This is a genomic window from Denitromonas ohlonensis (assembly GCF_007625205.1).
Taxonomy (GTDB): Bacteria; Pseudomonadota; Gammaproteobacteria; order Burkholderiales; family Rhodocyclaceae; genus Nitrogeniibacter; species Nitrogeniibacter ohlonensis.
The window spans coordinates 18,307-35,381 of record NZ_VMNI01000005.1; the positions used below are offsets into that span (position 1 = coordinate 18,307).

At 63.8% G+C, this 17,075-nt stretch carries 15 protein-coding genes and 1 tRNA gene; 9 read left to right on the top strand and 7 right to left on the bottom strand.

Going from position 1 to position 17,075, the window contains the following annotated elements; translation table 11 throughout:
- Positions 1–67: 67 nt before the first annotated feature.
- The 5 genes from FHP89_RS04825 (at position 68) to grxD (ending at position 3,886) form a co-directional block, all read left to right on the top strand.
- Positions 68–143: transfer RNA gene (locus tag FHP89_RS04825), tRNA-Phe, on the top strand.
- A 170-nt stretch (positions 144–313) separates the two neighbouring features.
- Positions 314–1,570, top strand: coding sequence for a glutamyl-tRNA reductase (gene hemA, locus FHP89_RS04830; RefSeq protein WP_144179455.1), 1,257 nt, complete (start codon positions 314–316; stop codon positions 1,568–1,570).
- 44 nt (positions 1,571–1,614) lie between these two features.
- Entirely contained in the window at positions 1,615–2,700 is a 1,086-nt protein-coding gene (gene prfA, locus FHP89_RS04835; protein ID WP_144179456.1) for a peptide chain release factor 1, read from the top strand.
- Positions 2,687–3,532 (top strand): peptide chain release factor N(5)-glutamine methyltransferase, encoded by an 846-nt coding sequence (gene prmC / locus FHP89_RS04840; RefSeq protein ID WP_144179457.1) that lies wholly within the window; start codon positions 2,687–2,689, stop codon positions 3,530–3,532. The genes prfA and prmC overlap by 14 nt, the downstream gene beginning before the upstream one ends.
- A gap of 39 nt (positions 3,533–3,571) precedes the next feature.
- Entirely contained in the window at positions 3,572–3,886 is a 315-nt protein-coding gene (grxD, locus tag FHP89_RS04845; protein ID WP_144179458.1) for a Grx4 family monothiol glutaredoxin, read from the top strand.
- Positions 3,887–3,921: 35 nt separating this feature from the next.
- Here the strand turns inward: grxD and FHP89_RS04850 are convergent, their stop codons facing one another.
- The 5 genes from FHP89_RS04850 to argH all read right to left on the bottom strand — a co-directional run bounded on the left by FHP89_RS04850 (position 3,922) and on the right by argH (position 9,880).
- Positions 3,922–5,016 carry a nucleotidyltransferase domain-containing protein gene (locus tag FHP89_RS04850; protein WP_144179459.1) on the bottom strand — a complete coding sequence of 365 codons (1,095 nt, stop codon included), beginning with the start codon at positions 5,014–5,016 and terminating at the stop codon, positions 3,922–3,924.
- A gap of 3 nt (positions 5,017–5,019) precedes the next feature.
- Positions 5,020–5,880: an HprK-related kinase A gene (locus FHP89_RS04855; RefSeq protein WP_144179460.1), complete on the bottom strand. Its 861-nt coding sequence runs from the start codon at positions 5,878–5,880 to the stop codon at positions 5,020–5,022.
- A gap of 317 nt (positions 5,881–6,197) precedes the next feature.
- Complete coding sequence (locus FHP89_RS04860; RefSeq protein WP_144179461.1) at positions 6,198–6,899, bottom strand: hypothetical protein; 702 nt, start codon at positions 6,897–6,899, stop codon at positions 6,198–6,200.
- A gap of 283 nt (positions 6,900–7,182) precedes the next feature.
- Complete coding sequence (locus tag FHP89_RS04865; protein WP_144179462.1) at positions 7,183–8,463, bottom strand: serine/threonine-protein kinase; 1,281 nt, start codon at positions 8,461–8,463, stop codon at positions 7,183–7,185.
- A 13-nt stretch (positions 8,464–8,476) separates the two neighbouring features.
- A complete protein-coding gene (gene argH, locus FHP89_RS04870) occupies positions 8,477–9,880 on the bottom strand; it encodes an argininosuccinate lyase (RefSeq protein ID WP_144179463.1) in 1,404 nt (467 codons plus the stop codon).
- A 94-nt stretch (positions 9,881–9,974) separates the two neighbouring features.
- On the opposite strand from argH, the gene FHP89_RS04875 reads away from it, so the two are divergent.
- Both FHP89_RS04875 and FHP89_RS04880 read left to right on the top strand, forming a co-directional pair.
- Entirely contained in the window at positions 9,975–11,015 is a 1,041-nt protein-coding gene (locus FHP89_RS04875; protein ID WP_186300386.1) for a sensor histidine kinase, read from the top strand.
- Entirely contained in the window at positions 11,012–11,755 is a 744-nt protein-coding gene (locus tag FHP89_RS04880) for a LytR/AlgR family response regulator transcription factor (protein WP_144179464.1), read from the top strand. The genes FHP89_RS04875 and FHP89_RS04880 overlap by 4 nt, the downstream gene beginning before the upstream one ends.
- A gap of 11 nt (positions 11,756–11,766) precedes the next feature.
- Here FHP89_RS04880 and FHP89_RS04885 read toward each other — a convergent pair whose 3' ends face one another.
- Together FHP89_RS04885 and ppc are read right to left on the bottom strand one after the other, a co-directional pair.
- On the bottom strand, positions 11,767–12,162 hold the full coding sequence (locus tag FHP89_RS04885) for a hypothetical protein (protein WP_144179465.1): 396 nt from the start codon (positions 12,160–12,162) through the stop codon (positions 11,767–11,769).
- Between the two features lie 234 nt (positions 12,163–12,396).
- A complete protein-coding gene (gene ppc, locus FHP89_RS04890) occupies positions 12,397–15,144 on the bottom strand; it encodes a phosphoenolpyruvate carboxylase (protein ID WP_144179466.1) in 2,748 nt (915 codons plus the stop codon).
- Positions 15,145–15,329: 185 nt separating this feature from the next.
- Between ppc and hemC the strand changes: the two genes are divergently transcribed.
- Together hemC and FHP89_RS04900 are read left to right on the top strand one after the other, a co-directional pair.
- Positions 15,330–16,274, top strand: coding sequence for a hydroxymethylbilane synthase (gene hemC / locus FHP89_RS04895; protein WP_246116362.1), 945 nt, complete (start codon positions 15,330–15,332; stop codon positions 16,272–16,274).
- Positions 16,275–16,283: 9 nt separating this feature from the next.
- Complete coding sequence (locus FHP89_RS04900) at positions 16,284–17,075, top strand: uroporphyrinogen-III synthase (RefSeq protein WP_144179467.1); 792 nt, start codon at positions 16,284–16,286, stop codon at positions 17,073–17,075.

Here is a 17,075-nt window from a genome sequence, read left to right on the forward strand (position 1 = left end):
GCCCCCAAAAAAGAGTGAGGGGGTGTTTGACGCGGCAAATTATTCAGCTATAATGCGCCCTCTTTTGGGCCAGTTAGCTCAGTTGGTAGAGCAGCGGATTGAAAATCCGCGTGTCCTTGGTTCGATTCCGAGACTGGCCACCAAAATACCAAAAACGCCGATCCGCTGGATCGGCGTTTTTCTTTTCGGTCGCGCGTTTTTCGCAACAAGGCGTGCGTCGCCGCCTTGGCCGACTCGGCTGACAATGCTCAAGCTTTGGCAGTGGGGCCGGGTGATATAATTCGCGCTCCGTCCGCCCCAGATCATCCGCTGCATGCCTCTTTTCGCGCTTGGCTTGAATCACCACACGGCACCGCTTGCCATTCGAGAGCGCGTGTCGTTTCAGCCTGAGCGTCTTCTGGGGGCGCTGAAGGATCTGACCTCGGTGCAGGTGCAGGAGGCAGCCATCCTGTCGACCTGTAACCGGACCGAGCTTTATTTTTCTACCGATACGCCCGAGTTCGCCGCCGACTGGCTGGCGCGCTACCATGACCTGCCGCTGGCGGACATGGCGCCTTATTTGTATACCTATCCCGCGCACGACGCGGTCCGCCACGTGTTCCGGGTGGCCAGCGGGCTGGATTCGATGGTGCTCGGCGAGCCGCAGATTCTCGGTCAGGTTAAAGATGCCGTCCGCCACGCCGAAGAGGCAGGCACGCTGGGCACCACGCTGCATCAGCTGTTTCAGCGCACCTTTTCGGTTGCCAAAGAGGTGCGCTCCAGCACCGCGATTGGCGCCAACGTGGTGTCGATGGCGGCGGCGTCGGTGCATCTGGCCGAGCGCATTTTTGAACGCATGTCGGATCAACGGGTGCTGTTCATCGGCGCCGGTGAAATGATCGAACTGTGCGCGGCGCACTTCGCCGGCACCAAGCCGCGCCGCCTGACCATTGCCAACCGCACCGAAGCGCGTGCGCAGGGGCTGGCCGATCGCTTTGGCGGCGACACCTTGCGCCTCGACCTGATCGGCGACGTGATGGCCCAGTACGACGTGATCGTGTCCTGTACGGCTGCGCCCTTGCCGATCATTGGCCTCGGCATGGTCGAGCGTGCGCTCAAGGCGCGTCGCCATCGGCCGATGGTGATGGTCGATCTGGCGGTGCCGCGCGACATCGAACGCGAGATCGGTGATCTGGACGACGTGTTTCTCTACACCGTTGATGACCTGGCCCAGCTCGTGGCCTCCGGCAAGGAGACGCGTCAGTCGGCCGTGGTCGAGGCCGAAGTCATCATCGATGAGCGCGTGCGCGGATTCTTTTCGTGGCTCGAAGGGCGCGACGCGGTCCCGGTGATCCGGGCGCTGCGCGAAGAGGCCGAGCGGGTGCGTCAGCAGGAGCTGATGCGTGCGGCCAAGCGCCTGGCCAAGGGCGACGACCCGCAAAAGGTGCTCGAGGCCTTGAGCCAGGGCATCACCAACAAGCTGATTCACGGCCCGTCGCGCTATCTCAATCAGGCCGAGGGCGACGCGCTGGCCGAAGCCGGACGCGTGGTCAGCACCTTGTTCCAGCTCGATCGCGACGATCGTCACTAGCTGAACTCTATTGAGGTGCGCCGGCGACGGCGCACCGGACCCCTATGAAGCTATCCATTCGCGACAAACTCGAGCAGTTGGCGGTGCGCCTTGAAGAGCTGGATCGCCAGATGTCGGACGGGTCGGTGCCGCTCGATGGCGCCACCTTGCGCCGGCTCGGCCAGGAGCGCGCCGAACTTGAGCCGGCGGTGCAGGCCTACGCCGATTTTCGCCAGGCCGAGCAGGACGCCGAGGCGGCGCGCGAGATGCTGTCCGACCCCGAGATGGCCGCGTTGGCGCGCGAAGAGATTGATGCCTGCGAGGCGCGTCTTGAGGCGCTGGAGAAATCGCTGCAGGCGGCGCTGCTGCCTAAAGACCCTGACGATGATCGCAATCTGTTTCTCGAAGTGCGCGCCGGCACGGGCGGCGAAGAGGCGGCGCTGTTTGCCAACGACTTGCTGCGCATGTATCTGCGCTATGCCGAGTCGCGGCGCTGGAAGGTCGAGACCGTCTCGCTGTCCGAGTCGGAGCTGGGGGGGGTCAAGGAAGCGGTGGTCCGCATTTTGGGCGATGGCGCCTATGCGCGGCTCAAGTTCGAGTCGGGCGGTCATCGCGTGCAGCGCGTGCCGGCGACCGAAACTCAGGGGCGGATTCACACCTCGGCGTGCACCGTGGCGGTGATGCCCGAAGCCGATGAAATCGAAGAGGTGGCGCTGAACCCGGCCGACCTGCGGATCGACACTTATCGCGCCAGCGGTGCCGGCGGCCAGCACATCAACAAGACCGATTCGGCGGTGCGCATCACCCACTTGCCGACCGGCATCGTCGTCGAGTGTCAGGATGACCGCTCGCAGCACCGCAACAAGGCGCAGGCCATGTCGGTGCTCGCCGCGCGGATTCGCGACGTGCAGCAACGGGCGCGCCATGAGTCCGAGGCGGCCACCCGCAAGTCGTTGGTGGGCAGTGGCGATCGCTCCGAGCGCATCCGCACCTACAATTTTCCGCAGGGCCGGGTCACCGACCATCGCATCAATCTTACGTTGTACAAGCTCGACACCATCCTCGAAGGCGCGCTGGACGAAATCATCGACGCGCTGACGGCTGAGCATCAGGCCGACCAGCTCGCCGCCCTGGCCGATGACGAGCGTTGAGAGCATCGGCAGCGCGCTGGCCGCCTGCCGTGGCCGGATTGAGCGCGTCGATGCCCGCATCCTGCTGGCCGAAGTGCTCGGCCGGCCGGCCAGTTATCTGGTGGCCTACCCGGAAGCGCCGCTAACCGCTGAGCAGCAGCACCGCTTCGTCGATTGGGTGGCGCGGCGCGAACAGGGCGAGCCGGTCGCCTATCTGGTGGGCTCGCGAGAATTCTACGGGCGGCGTTTTGAGGTCTCGCCGGCGGTGCTGATCCCGCGGCCCGAAACTGAGGGGCTGGTGGAGCTGGCGAAGGACGCTTTCCCGACGGCGCCGAGGGCGGTGCTCGACCTGGGCACCGGCAGCGGCGCGATTGCCATCACGCTGGCCTTGCTGTGGCCCGACACCGAGGTGATGGCGGTGGACCGCTCCGCCGAGGCCTTGGCCGTGGCGACGCGCAACGCACATCAACTGGGCGCCCGGGTCCGCTTTGCCCAAAGCGACTGGTTCTCGGCGGTGCCGGCAGCCATGCGCTTTGATCTGATCGTGTCCAATCCGCCTTACGTGGCCGCGGGCGACCCGCATCTGGCCGAAGGCGATGTGCGTTTTGAGCCCGCATCTGCGCTGGCGGCCGGGCCGGATGGCTTGGATGACATCCGATGCATCGCGGCCGAGGCGGTTCGTCGGCTGGCGCCGGACGCTTGCCTTTTGATCGAGCACGGCTACGATCAAGCGGAGGCGGTGAGTGCCATTCTGCGTCGGTCAGGCCTTCAGCGCGTCCAGAGCTGGCCGGACCTGGCGGGGATTCCTCGCGTCACCGGGGGCTGGCTTGACGCTTCGGCAGACGAGGCCTAAAATTTCCCGACTTATTAACTCAACTATTCGAGTATCCCCATGAGCGTCCAAGACCAGATCCGCGAGCAAGTCACCTCCAACCCGGTAGTCCTGTACATGAAGGGCACGCCGCAGTTCCCGCAGTGCGGCTTTTCCGCGACCGTGGCGCAGATCCTCAAGCTCTGTGGTCTGCAAGAGTACGCGTCGGTGAACGTGCTGGCCGATGAGCAAATCCGTCAGGGCATCAAGGAATACGCCAACTGGCCGACCATCCCGCAGCTCTACATCAACGGCGAATTCGTTGGTGGTTGCGACATCCTGCGTGAGATGTACGAAAACGGCGAGCTGCAGGAAATGTTGAAGTCAGTGAAATAGAACGTTGAAGTCACTGATCTGTACAAATAGGGGGCTCAGGCCCCCTGTTCGTTTTTCGGGCTTGTACCCGACGCAAGGGTCAGACGTTGCCAAGCCTTGCGTGACAGATGCTGCACCAGAAGTCGCGGTGGCATGCGTAGCCAATGTGAGCGAATGTAGATAAGCAATTGTGCGGCAAGGCTTCGCAGCGGGGGGCGGCCTTCTGGGTCCGGGACGATCGCCGCATCGTAGAGCCGTGCAAGTCGTCGAATCGCTGCGGCGTCGGTGCCTGCAAGTCGCAGGACGAGCGATTCGGGGACCGGTGTATCAAAGAACTGCCGCACGAGCATCAGGCAGAGGGCCACCGGCGCGGCGAGATCATGGTGCTGGGCGCGGTCGCCAAGTCGGTCCCAGAAAACTGGTGAGTCGGTATGTTCGCGCAGCAGAGAGTCGATGTCATCGAGGTCACGAAGTGCGTTGTGCAATTCGCCTTCATGGGCCAGGTGGCACATGCTGTGGATGATCAGGTCCTCGTCGCAGGGAATTCTGAGCGACCGGTGCCCGGGTAGCGGTGTCGAGTGTGCAATGATGGCCTCGGCATCGGGGTGGTTGCGTGCCGTCAGCGGCAGAATGGTGTGATGGACGTCGATGACCGTGCCCCGGCGAACGTGGATCATGGGTGGAAGTTCATGCATCCATTCTCGGTAGTAACGCTGGTCATACTCTTCTGATTTCATCTGAGTCCAGCCGCCCGCCATCAGGCGAATCTCGATCGTTCCGAGACTGCCGGGAGGCACCAGGACATCGACGTCGCCGAAGAGTCGTCCGACCCCGGCGGCTTTCCCTGCAAGTACATATGCAGCGCCTTTGAGCAGTACCACGGGTGTGTCTGTCTGAGCCAGCGAGGCATCGATGCATTGAGCCTCCCAGGCGACCGAGTGGTGCTGGCGCTCGCTCAGCAGGCGCGCGCCTTCGAGGTGGCGCAAGGGGGCTGAGGGCACGGAAACGTTCGCTTCATGCAGGCGTTGTGCCAGTTTTCCGAGCAGGTTGGCGTTGCGGGCCGTGGCGATAAATTCGGTCCAGTCACGTGGTGACAGTGCTGTGGTGCGTTGTGGATGCTTTAGAAGATCGAGAAGAGAGGCGCGGTTCATGCGTCAGTCCTGTTGCGTAACTTGCGCCACCAGTTCGAGCGCATCGGATGTTGATCCGTACTCGATCTGATGGCAGTCGACGTTGCCGAGCAGGGCGCAAAGTGCACGGAAACCGATTTCTCCCATGCGCTCTTGGTTGAAAGACTGCTCTCCGATAAGGGCGAAGGCCTCGGCATGGCTAACGCGCGACACCTGGCGGCCCTCCCTGGGGGCGAACTGAGGGAAGATCAACCAGCGTGGTCGCGCTGGCTCGCTGGCGTGCTCGATTGCGTCGAGTTTGGGCGCCGCGTGAGCGACCGTGCCCTTCCGTGTGTCCAGATAGCGCTTGCCGATGCGTGCGCCCGGAAATTGTCCAACGATGTCTATCGATGTGTTTTTGAGGCTGATGGGGCGCGGGTTTGCGATCAGCATGCCGCTGACTGGATCGAGTATGGCCAATTCATCCGATAGCAGTCGCCAGCCGCGCAGATGACACAGCGCCGCGCACAAGGTGCTTTTGCCCGCGCCGGGAAACCCGGGGAGAATGATGGCATTGCCATTTTTCTCGAGAACGGCGGCGTGAAAGACGACGAAACCGAGCGAGCGGCTTGCGATCGTCCAGTTCAGGCCCCACTCGAACATGGGGGCGGCCTGGTTGACCGGCAATGGCAGGAAGGGGTTTTGGTCGTCAACCAGAAAACGGGCTTGCGGTCGCCAAAACCGGTGAGCCCCTCGGCCTGGGAGCAGGCGAATGTCGAAGTCAACAAAGGCGTCCCGCGGCTTCTCGCAATCGCGGTAGAAAAACTCAAGATGTTCGAGCACGCTCGCAAAGGGAGAGCGAACCCGGACGACGAACGGGGCAATTCTCAGCGTGGTATCAAGCACACGCGACTCCGGATGGACCAATTTGGCATTGGATACTATCCCAGTGCCAAAATGCCAAGTGCGGAAAGTTCCTCCGTGAGCCGAAGTTTGGTGGCAGCATCGACGCCATCGACATCAAGCTGGTGCATTCTCATGGGGTGCTCTGCGCTGATAAGACGGCCTACGAGAGCCCGAGCGCTGGCGGTTACAACCCAGTAGTCACCGGAATTTCTGTCGAACAAGACTGAGGCGTCGTCGTCGGGCCATACGGGTGAAAGCATAAGGCTTCGCCCGCGGGCCAATGATACATAGTCGTCATTCGCCGAGGCGGTCATCGACTACGGGTTCTTTTTACACATCTGCAATTCGACATCAGCGTTGATGTCATACATTTGACTGACGTAGGCAACAAAGTCAGCGGGGAGCATTGCATTGCTTCCGCAACTCATTCCGGAGGGGCAATACACGCCGCCGGTAAGGAGTGTGTCTCCGATGTCGATAACTTGCTGGGGCGTCATTGCGTAGTCATTAAACGCGAGGGAGTTCAGATATACCGCGATCAGGTGCCAAAGCAGGTCGCCCTCGTTAATGCCGGCGTCCTTGGGGAATGCCAGAACGCCCCAAAGCCCCCAATGACTCGGTACGGGCGCGCTCGGAAATATGTTGCGTACAAGGGTGCCTTGATCGGCAATATTTTCGGGGCCAATTTTCCCGAGACCGGTCGGGCAGACGTCGACATCCTTGAGTATTGCGGGATTCGCGCTTTTCCAGGCCGAGAAGTGCTGCGGATTCCGCCAGAAGCCCGGTGAGCGACCGCCTGAGCACATTTGGGGGCCGCCGGGGCGCGGACTGGTGTTGCCACTGATCATTGCTGATGGGCTTTTGCAGACCCCGGTTCCGAGAGCCGTCTTTGCCTGGACCGACAGTAACACCCCGACCCCGCCAGCGGCTGCGCCCAAAATGCGGCGTCGCTTCAGTTGCGGCGTTTGTGCGACATCGGGTGTGTGTTCTTCGTGGGTGGTGTTCTCAATATTTTTCATGCTGGTTCCATTGGGTGGCATCCGTGTTGTGAGCACGAGTGATGCAACAGAGCGACCATTAGATTTGTATTTAATCTAGCAAAATCCGAGCCTGCGCGGTTTATTGCCGTAGGTTGTTGATCCAGTTGGCTTTTCTGTTTTCTTTGTCTGCCTGCTCGATATTTGTGTAAAAACTGCCGACATGCCAGTTCAGATCTGATGCCCGGTGATTTGATCCTAGCATCGTGATGCCAGCGTTGTGACCGAGTTGTCGTGTCGGTGTGATGAATCGCACCGGACGGGCTCAGATATTGGCCACCCGCGCACTCGTCATCGACAGCCTCCCGGCGAGCACCTCAAGAAAGGCCTTGTAGAAGTGCATCCGGCAGGTGTCGGAGGCGCGCTGCAGGGCGCGGGCGCGGATGGTGATGACTTCGATCTCGGTGGTGGCTTCGACCGAGGCGGTGCGCAGGCCGCTGCCCGGGGCGAAGACGGCCATTTCGCCAAAGCAGTCGCCAGGGGTGAGCAGGTGGAGGAGGCGGTCGTGCTTTTTGACGCGGGCTTCGCCATTGGCGAGGAAGCAGAAGTGGTCGCCGGGCTCGCCTTCCTTGAGCAGCGTGGTACCGGGTTCGGCAAAGCGCCATTCGGAGAAACGCACGATTTCCCAGAGTTCGACGTCGGTGAATTCGCGAAAGAAGGACAGGCGACGCAGGGTTTGGAATTTCTGTGTGTCGGAGACGGCGCGTTTTCGGTTGCCTAGTCCGATGTTGCGAAAGGCGTGGGCCAGATCGTGAGAGAACTCGACCCAGTTCTGGTAGCGGTCGTCGAGCGATTTTTGCATCGCACGCCGCACGATGGCGTCGAGTTCGGCGGGCACGTCGGCGCGCAGGGCGATCGGTGAGGGCGGCGTTTCGTGGGCGATGCGATAGAGCAGGCTGTAGTTGTTGGTGGCTTCGAAGGGCAGCCGGCCGGTCAGCAGTTGGTACATCACCACGCCGAGCGAGTAGATGTCAGTCTGGTGGTTGAGCGGCATCTCGCGCACTTGCTGTGGCGACATGTAGGCGGGCGAGCCGACGCCAGAGATTTGGGTGGTGTCGGCGGCGTTGAGCAGCGCGGCGCCGAAGTCGGAGAGTTTGATGTCCTGGCCGTCGGGGTCTTCGAGCAGGATGTTGGCGGGTTTGATGTCGCGGTGGGTGATGCCCTGGTGGTAGGCGTAGTCGAGGGCGCGGGTGGCCTTGAAGATGATCTCGATGACGCGATCGAAAGGCAGTAGACGGTCGGGCCGGCAAAAGGGCTCAAGCGTGCCGCCGGGCACGTATTCCATCACCACATAGCCGTGATCACCCTCAATGGTGGCGTCGTAGATTTGCGCGATGTGGGGGTGAAACAGCCGGCCGGCGAGTGAGGCTTCGTTGATCAGCAGGTGGCGGTAGAGGCGGCCGCGCTCCGGGTCTTTGAGGACTTCGGGGTAGAGTTGCTTGACGGCGACGTCGCGCTGGGTGAAGGCGTCGTAGGCCAGATAGACCGCACTGGTGGCACCTTCTCCCAGCAGTTGCCGGAGTTCGTACTTGCCAATGCGGTCCATGATCGGCCGCGGGTCAGCCGAGCGCGGCGCGGGCGCGTGCGATGGCGGCACGCACCTGGGCGGGCGCGGTGCCGCCGATGTGGTTGCGGCTATCGAGTGCGCCTTCGACGGTGAGGACCTGGTAGATGTCCTCGTCGATCAGGTCGGAGAAGTTGCGCAGGTCGGGCAGCGGCAGGTCGGGCAGGTCGCAGCCGCGCTCTTCGGCCGAGCGTACCGCTCGGGCGACGACTTCGTGGGCATCGCGGAAGGGCAGGCCTTTCTTGACGAGGTAGTCTGCGAGGTCGGTGGCGGTGGCGAAGCCTTGGGTGAGGGCATCGCGCATGGCGTCGGCCTTGACCCGGATGCCGGTGATCATGTCGGCATAGATGCGCAGGGTGTCGATGAGCGTGTCGGCGGTGTCGAACAGGGGCTCTTTGTCTTCCTGGTTGTCCTTGTTGTAGGCCAGGGGCTGGCCTTTCATCAGGGTCAGCAGGCTGATCAGGCTGCCATTGACGCGGCCGGTCTTGCCGCGCACGAGTTCGGGCACGTCGGGGTTTTTCTTCTGCGGCATGATCGAGCTGCCGGTGCAGAAGCGATCGGCCAGGTCGATAAAGCCCACGCGCGGGCTCATCCACAGGATCAGCTCTTCGGAGAAGCGCGACAGGTGGACCATCAGCAGGGCGGCGTTGGCGCAGAACTCGATGGCGAAGTCGCGATCGGACACGGCATCGAGCGAGTTTTCGCACACGCCGTCGAATTCCAGCTCGCGGGCGACGAATTCGCGGTCGATGGGGTAGGAGGTGCCGGCCAGCGCGGCGGCGCCCAGCGGCAGGCGATTGACGCGCTTGCGGCAGTCGGCAAAGCGCTCGGCGTCGCGGCGGCTCATTTCGTAATAGGCCATCAGATGGTGGCCGAAAGTCACCGGCTGGGCCACCTGCAGGTGGGTGAAGCCCGGCAGCGGCGTAGCGGCATGGGTTTCGGCCAGATCGAGCAGGGCGCGCTGATAGTCGGTGAGCAGGGCGAGGATCTGGTCGATCGCGTCGCGCAGCCACAGGCGGATGTCGGTGGCGACCTGGTCGTTGCGGCTGCGGCCCGTGTGCAGGCGCTTGCCGGCATCGCCGATCAGGGCGGTGAGGCGTTTTTCGATATTGAGGTGGACGTCTTCATCCTGCAGCGACCAGGCGAACTCGCCGCGCTCGATCTCGTCGCGAACCTGGCCCAGCCCGCGCTCGATGTCGGCGAGGTCGTCGGTGCCGATGATGCCCTGACGCGCCAGCATCTTGGCATGCGCCAGCGAGCCGCGGATGTCTTGCGCCGCCATGCGCTGATCGAAGAAGACGGATGCGGTGTACCGCATCACCAGTGCCGATACCGGTTCGGAAAATCGGCCGGACCACGCCTTGCTGGCGTCATCCCGATTGGATTGCTGATCTGCCATAATGCCCAGAATACTTTATGAAAAGTGGTTCGATGGGATGTTGCCCGCCGGTTCGGCGGCGACCCTGCCGGCCCCTTGTCTCACATGAGAGCGCATGGCCGTGGTGTCCCCCGGAAAGACGCAAAGTATAAGTCAAAAGCCCAAGGCGCTTGCCATTCACGGCGCCTTGCCGGACTTTCGCAACATCGGCGTGATGCTCCGCGTGATTCTGCTCGTCAACGCCCTGGCGACGGCCACCGTGGTGCTGCACAGCCGTGCCGGGGCTGAAATCGTCCCCGCTGGCGTGGCCTGGGCGGGGTGGCTGGAGTTGCCGCTGTTCATCACCATATTGCTGCTCTACGTGATTCAGCCCGTGCTGGCGCGCCTCGCGCCGGGGCGCTTCTGGCCGGCCGTGATGGCGGTCATTGCCTTGGTGGCCGTATTCGCCTATCCGCCATTTGGCGCACCGTCGGGCGTGGCCTTCTGGCGCTGGATGGGGTGGAGTATCTTGGCGTCATGCGCCGTGATGGGCTACTTTGATTATCGAGGGCGTCTGTATTCGCCGGCCCTGACCGAGGCGCGTCTGCATGCATTGACGGCGCGGATTCGGCCGCATTTTTTGTTTAATAGCCTGAATGCGGTGCTTGGCGTGATGCGTGAAGACCCGCGGCGGGCCGAGGTGGCGCTGGAAGAATTGGCGGACATGTTTCGGGTGCTGATGAAGGAGCACAAGGAGCTGGTGGCGCTCGATAGCGAGATCAGCCTGTGCGAGCGCTATCTCGATCTCGAACGTTTGCGCTTGGGGGAGCGACTGGTGGTGAACTGGGACTTGAGCTGCAAGCCGGCCCAGGCGCTGGTGCCGCCGCTCTTGCTTCAACCTTTGCTGGAAAATGCCGTCTACCACGGTATCGAACCATCGCAGCAGCCTGGTGATATTGCCGTGCGGGTCGCACGGCGCAGCAGTGAGGTACTGATCGAAGTGAGCAATCCGATCGTCGACACCCCGCGCGCCCAGAAAGGCAACCAGATTGCCCAAGCCAACATCCGTGAACGTCTGGCCCTGTTTTTTGATCTTGAGGCAGACATGCGAATTGACCGCAGCGGGGGCCGTTACAGTGTGCGGATCCGCTTGCCCTACCGGAGGCTCAATACATGACGCAAGCCGAACTCCGTGTCCTCATCGTTGATGACGAAGCGCCCGCACGGGCCCGTTTGCGCGATGTGCTGGGCGACGTCAGGCAGGAGCAGCCCACGCGGGTGGTGGGCTTTGCGGCCAATGGGGAAGAGGCGCTGAGACTGATTGATGCCGAAGCGGTCGACGTGGTGCTTGCCGATATTCGCATGCCCGGCATGGATGGCGTGTCGCTGGCGCAGCACCTGAATGGCCGCACCGATCCGCCGGTGGTGATTTTCACCACGGCTTACGATCAGTACGCGGTGCAGGCTTTCGATCTGGCGGTGGCGGACTACCTGCTCAAACCGGTGCGGGCGTCGCGACTGGTCGAGGCACTCGAAAAGGCGCGCAAGCTTCGTCAGGGCGCCGAGGCGCGGTCCGAAGACGAAAAGCCCCTGAGCGTGACCGAGCGCGGCCGCATCCTGCTGGTCGACATCGGCCGTGTGTTGTATCTGCGGGCCGAGCAGAAATACGTCACCGCGCGCACCGTCGAGCGCGAGTATCTCCTCGATGATTCACTGGTGCACCTGGAGGAGAGCTACCCGGGCCGCTTCCTGCGCATTCATCGCAACTGTCTGGTGGCGCGCAAGGCGATCGCCGGCATCGAGCGCGAAGCCGGCGAGGGCGAGGGGCGCTGGCTGGTGGTGCTGGCGGGGCTGGACGAGCAGTTGCCGATCAGTCGTCGTCAGTGGCCCAGCGTCAAGGCGATCCTCGATATTTGAGGGCTGCGCGCCTAGATGTCAGCCAGATGCATGCCGTCCGTCGTGCGTCGCCCGCGCCGATCACGGCGCTCTTCATTGCCCTGATGGACGTGCGAGTGGCTTTCCGGCCGATACGGATTGCGCCGATCACCTCGCCGCCGATCCTTGTAATGACTGAAGGTGCAGCGGCAACGTGTGGTGTCGCAACTGGCCAGCGGGAGCAGGGGCGCTTCGGCGGATAGAAAGCGGATGCCCTTGAGTGTCTGAGCCGTACGACAGGCACCCTGACCCGGATTGATGGTGACGCAGTGATAAGGGTGCGAGGTGTTCTCGGACTCATCATCGTTTTCTGATGGCCGGCCGCGCATCACATACCAGGCGATCAGCGCCATGATGGCCAATACGATTGCAAACCATTCGATCGACATAAGCTTCGCTCGCTGTGAGTTTCCCTCCTTTCAGTATGGCTGTTGCTGCGCGGCAGTGCAGCGGCTGCGCCGGCAAAGCACATTGGGATTTTGTATCAAAAGGTTAGAGGCGCTGCTGCGTCGATGGGGATGAGCGCAGGGCGCGGTTTTTCGCGAGGGGGTGCCCGGTGTGCTGCAAGGCGCCCGACTGACCTTCGACATAGATTTGGGAGGTCGGTCGGGCGCTTGACCGGCTTAGCCGCTGTTGCGCAGGCCTGCCGCGATGCCGTTGATGGCGATGTGAATGCCGCGGCGGATGCGTTCATCCTCGGCGCCGTTGCGGTGGCGGCGCAGCAGCTCGACCTGCACATGGTTGAGCGGGTCGAGGTAGGGGAAGCGGTTGCGGATCGAGCGGGCGAGCAGCGGATTGCCGTCGAGCAGCGCTTGCTGGCCGGTGATGGTGAGCAGGGCGTCGACCGTTGCCGTGTGCTCGGTGCAGATGCGCGGGAAGATCGCGTCGCGCAGCGCCGCATCCGACACCAGCGCGGCATAGCGACCGGCGATGGCGGTGTCGGATTTGGCCAGCACCATGTCCATGTTCGAGAGCGTGGTCGAGAAGAAAGACCAGTCGCGGCACATGGCTTGCAGCAGCGCCAGCCCGTCGTCCGGGCGCTCGGCCAGAAAGCGTTGCACGGCCGAGCCGAAGCCGTACCAGCCCGGCAGCATCAGCCGGCATTGCGCCCAGCTGAACACCCAGGGAATCGCCCGCAGGTCTTCGATGGCGGTGCTCTTCTTACGTGAGGCCGGCCGCGAGCCGATGTTCAGCGCGGCGATCTCGGTGATGACGGTGGATTCCCAGAAGTACTGCTCGAAACCGGGCGTTTCGTACACCAAGCCGCGATAGGCTTCAAACGCATAGTCGGACAGCGTCTGCATGGCATCCATGTATTCCGGGCGCGGCGCGGGTGAGGCGTCAGCCTGCAGGCTGGCTTGCAGCGTGGCGGCGACCAGTACTTCGAGATTGCGTCGGCCGACCTCGGCGTTGCCGTATTTGGCGCCAATGACTTCGCCCTGCTCGGTGAGCCGGATCTGGCCCTGCACCGCGCCGCCCGGCTGCGCCAGGATGGCCTCGTAGCTTGGGCCGCCGCCACGGCCGACCGAACCGCCGCGGCCGTGAAACAGGCGCAGCCGCACGTCGTGCTGGCGGAACACCTCAACCAGCGTGACCTCGGCCTTGTAGAGCTCCCAGCCCGAGGTCAGGAAGCCGCCATCCTTGTTGCTGTCGGAGTAGCCGAGCATCACTTCCTGCGCCCGGCCGCGGCTGTCGAGCAGGCGCTGATACGGCGCCAGACCAAAGACCCGGTCCATGGTCGCGCCGCTGGCGCGCAGGTCGTCGATGGTTTCGAACAGCGGGATGATGTTCATGTCCAGCGCCTGCTCATGCGGCCGGAGGATGCCGGCCTCCTTGAGCAGCACGGCCACTTCGAGCAGATCGGAGACCCCGTCGGTTTTCGAGATGATGTAGTTGGGCAGGGCGGCCATGCCGTAGCGCAGATGCGCCGCGCGGGCGGTGCGCAAAATGGCCAGTTCGCCCTCCGTCAGCGCGCTGTAGACGATGTGCGGCGAGCGCAGCGGCCGGGTGGACACCATCTCGGTCAACAGCAGTGCGATGCGCGCCTCTTCATCAAGGGCGAGGTAGTCGACGCTCGGGTTGGCGGCTTGCAGCAATTCCGCGACGACTTGCTCGTGCACATCGGAGTTCTGCCGCAGGTCGATCGGCGCCAGATGGAAGCCGAACACCTTGACCGCGCGGCGCAGCTGGCGTAGCCGGCCGCGGGTGAGCGGGGCGGAGTCATGGGCGAGCAGCGAGTCGTGGAGGATGTCGAGGTCGGCTGTCAGCGCGGCGGCATCCGGGTAGGCCGGCGCCTCACCGGCCGGCGGCGGGGTGGTGGCCTTGCCGAGCAGGGCCTGGTGCGTGGCCGCCAGGCGGGCGTACATGCCGGCAATGGCGCGGCGATAGGGCTCGTCGGCGCGGTGGGGGGAGCGGTCGACGCTGGCTTCGGCGAGTTGATGCAGCGCATCCGACGGGGTGACGAGGCCGTCGGCCAGCGACAGTTGCGAGCCCAGCGTGTGCAGCTCTTCCAGATAGAAGGACAGCGCCACCGTCGATTGCATCAGCTGTGCCTGCGCCAGCACCTCGGCGGTGACAAAGGGGTTGCCGTCGCGGTCGCCGCCGATCCAGTTGCCAATCTGCACGAAGGCCGGCCAGTCCTGATCCGCAAAGGGGGCGTGCAGCCCGGCCAGGGTGTCTTCGACCTTGGCGTACAGGCGCGGCACCTCGCGCAGGAAGGTCGCGTCGAAGTAGGACAGGCCATTGGCGATTTCGTCGATGACTGACAGCTTGGCCGGGCGCAGCATGCGGGTCTGCCACAGGGTGAGCACCGCGCGGCGCAGGGCCGCGTCGGATTCCTCGGCTTCGTCGGGCGTGAGCGTCATGCGGTCGCGCTCGTCGAGCAGGCGGGCGATCGCCGTCTGGCAATTGAGGATGCTCTTGCGTTGCACCTCGGTGGGGTGGGCGGTGAGCACCGGGCTGACCAGCGCAGAATTGAAGAAGGCGCCGAGGTCGTCGGCGCTGGCGCCATCGCTGAACACCCGCTCGATGGCATGCGCCAGACTGCCGGCGCGCGGTGCCGAGCCGCCGATCAGGTGGGCGCGGGTACGCCGGATGTGGTGCTGGTCTTCGGCGATGTTGGCCAGATGCGAGAAATAGCTGAAGGCGCGGACCACATCAATGGTTTCCTCGCGTGACAGGGCGTCGAGTGTTGATTCCAGCCCGACTCGGGCCGCTTCGTCATCATCGCGATGGAAGCGCACCGACAGCTGGCGGATGCGTTCGACCAGTTCGAAGGCCGGCTCACCGCGCTGCTCGCGCACTGTGTCGCCGAGCAGTCGACCGAGTTGGCGGATGTCTTCGCGCAAGGGGAGGTCTTTATCCTGATCCATGGGGTGTCCGTTCTCTGTTATCTGTATTGGGAGCGTGGCTTGCCGTGGCACAAAAAGAGCGCCCGAGGCTCATGCTAGAATCGCCTCCGGCGCTGGCGCTATCGGGGGCATCCCGCATGCTGCCATGCAATATGCGCCGACGCCAACCACCCTTTTCAAGCCACTGTCCGAGCGAGTCGCCCACCGTGAACCCGACCCAACCCGCCGTCGCCGCCCCCGAGCGCATCGTTATTGCCACCCGTGAAAGCCGTCTTGCCCTGTGGCAGGCCGAGCATGTCAAGGCGCGTCTCGAAGCGCTGTATCCGGCCTGCGAAGTCGTACTGCTGGGCATGACCACCCGTGGCGACCAGATTCTGGATCGCCCGCTGGCCAAGATCGGCGGCAAGGGCTTGTTCGTCAAGGAACTCGAAACCGCCTTGCTCGACCGTCGCGCCGACATCGCCGTGCACTCAATGAAGGACGTGCCGATGGAAATGGGCGAAGAGTTTGCGTTGGTGACCATCTCCGAGCGCGAAGTGCCGCTCGACGCCTTTGTCTCCAACAAATACGACAGCCTCGACGACATGCCGCCGGGGGCTGTGGTCGGCACCTCCAGTCTGCGTCGCGAGTCGCAGCTGCACGCCAACTACCCGACGCTGGCCGTCACCAGCCTGCGCGGCAACCTCGACACCCGTTTGCGCAAGCTGGACGAGGGCCAGTACGACGCGATCATCCTCGCCGCAGCCGGCCTGACCCGCCTCGGCCTGTCCGAGCGCATTCGCGGCACCCTGGCGTCTGAAGTGTCGCTACCCGCCGCCGGACAAGGAGCACTGGGTATCGAAGCCTTGTCTGACCGGCCCGAAGTCGCCGCCTGGATGGCGCCGCTCAATGACATCGACACCTCCGCCTGCGTGCGCGCTGAACGTGCTGTGGCCCGTGCGCTGGCCGGCAGCTGCGAAGTGCCGCTGGGTGCCTACGCCGTGGTCGAAAACGACGGCCTGTGGCTGCGCGGTTTCGTCGCCCGGCCCGACGGCAGCGAGATCGTGCGCGCCGAGCGCCGTGGTGCGCTGGTCGAGGCCGAGAGCCTGGGCAAGGCCCTGGCCGACGAGCTGCGCGCTGGTGGCGCGGCCGAGATCCTCGCCAGCCTCTGAGTCGCGGTCATGAGTCAAACGCCAGGCCAGCCCCTGGCCGGGAAGCGCATCGTCGTGACCCGGCCGCAGGCGCAGGCCGGCGGTTTGTGCGACGCCATTGCCGCTGCGGGGGGTGAGGCGCTGTGCATTCCGGTCATGAGCATCGATGCCGTGCCGGTCAGTGATGAATTCAGCGCGCTGATCGACACGCTCGACCAGTTTCACCTCGCCTTCTTTGTCAGCCCCAACGCCGCCGAGCATGGCGTGGCTGCGGTGCGCGCCCGTCGTACGTGGCCCGCCAGCCTCGCCGTGGCCACGGTGGGCAAGGGCAGTGAGCGCGCATTGCATGCGCTGGGTTTTGCACAGGTCATCGCGCCCGAGACCGGATTCGACAGCGAAGCCGTGCTGGCGCTGCCCGCGTTCTCGGCCCAGGCCGTGATGGATAAGCGAATCATCATTTTTCGTGGCAACGGCGGACGCGATCTTCTGGGTGATACACTCACACGGCGAGGTGCGGCGGTCAGCTATGCCGCATGCTACGCACGACGGGTACCACCCGAGGGCGCGACCAGCTTGCTGGCCGAGGCCGACCGGATGGATGCTCTGATACTGACCAGTAGCGAGGGCGTCTCCAACCTGATGACCATGTTGGGAGCACAGATGAGCCGACTGGCCCGCATCCCGGTGTTTGCACCGCATCCGCGCATCTGCGCGCGGGCGACGGCCGCGGGCTTTGCCCGGGTCGTGGAGACCGCGCCCGGCGATGCCGGTGTGGTCGATGGCCTCGCACGCTACTTTCTCGGCGGTTGCCGCAACGCTTGA

Coding starts and splice junctions, on each gene's coding strand:
- prfA (WP_144179456.1), top strand. CDS start 1,615: ATGAAGCTATCCATTCGCGACAAACTCGAGCAGTTGGCGGTGCGCCTT.
- FHP89_RS04875 (WP_186300386.1), top strand. CDS start 9,975: ATGGCCGTGGTGTCCCCCGGAAAGACGCAAAGTATAAGTCAAAAGCCC.
- FHP89_RS04900 (WP_144179467.1), top strand. CDS start 16,284: ATGAGTCAAACGCCAGGCCAGCCCCTGGCCGGGAAGCGCATCGTCGTG.
- FHP89_RS04885 (WP_144179465.1), bottom strand. CDS start 12,162: ATGTCGATCGAATGGTTTGCAATCGTATTGGCCATCATGGCGCTGATC.
- hemA (WP_144179455.1), top strand. CDS start 314: ATGCCTCTTTTCGCGCTTGGCTTGAATCACCACACGGCACCGCTTGCC.
- prmC (WP_144179457.1), top strand. CDS start 2,687: ATGACGAGCGTTGAGAGCATCGGCAGCGCGCTGGCCGCCTGCCGTGGC.
- argH (WP_144179463.1), bottom strand. CDS start 9,880: ATGGCAGATCAGCAATCCAATCGGGATGACGCCAGCAAGGCGTGGTCC.
- grxD (WP_144179458.1), top strand. CDS start 3,572: ATGAGCGTCCAAGACCAGATCCGCGAGCAAGTCACCTCCAACCCGGTA.
- ppc (WP_144179466.1), bottom strand. CDS start 15,144: ATGGATCAGGATAAAGACCTCCCCTTGCGCGAAGACATCCGCCAACTC.
- FHP89_RS04850 (WP_144179459.1), bottom strand. CDS start 5,016: ATGAACCGCGCCTCTCTTCTCGATCTTCTAAAGCATCCACAACGCACC.
- FHP89_RS04860 (WP_144179461.1), bottom strand. CDS start 6,899: ATGAAAAATATTGAGAACACCACCCACGAAGAACACACACCCGATGTC.
- FHP89_RS04880 (WP_144179464.1), top strand. CDS start 11,012: ATGACGCAAGCCGAACTCCGTGTCCTCATCGTTGATGACGAAGCGCCC.
- FHP89_RS04865 (WP_144179462.1), bottom strand. CDS start 8,463: ATGGACCGCATTGGCAAGTACGAACTCCGGCAACTGCTGGGAGAAGGT.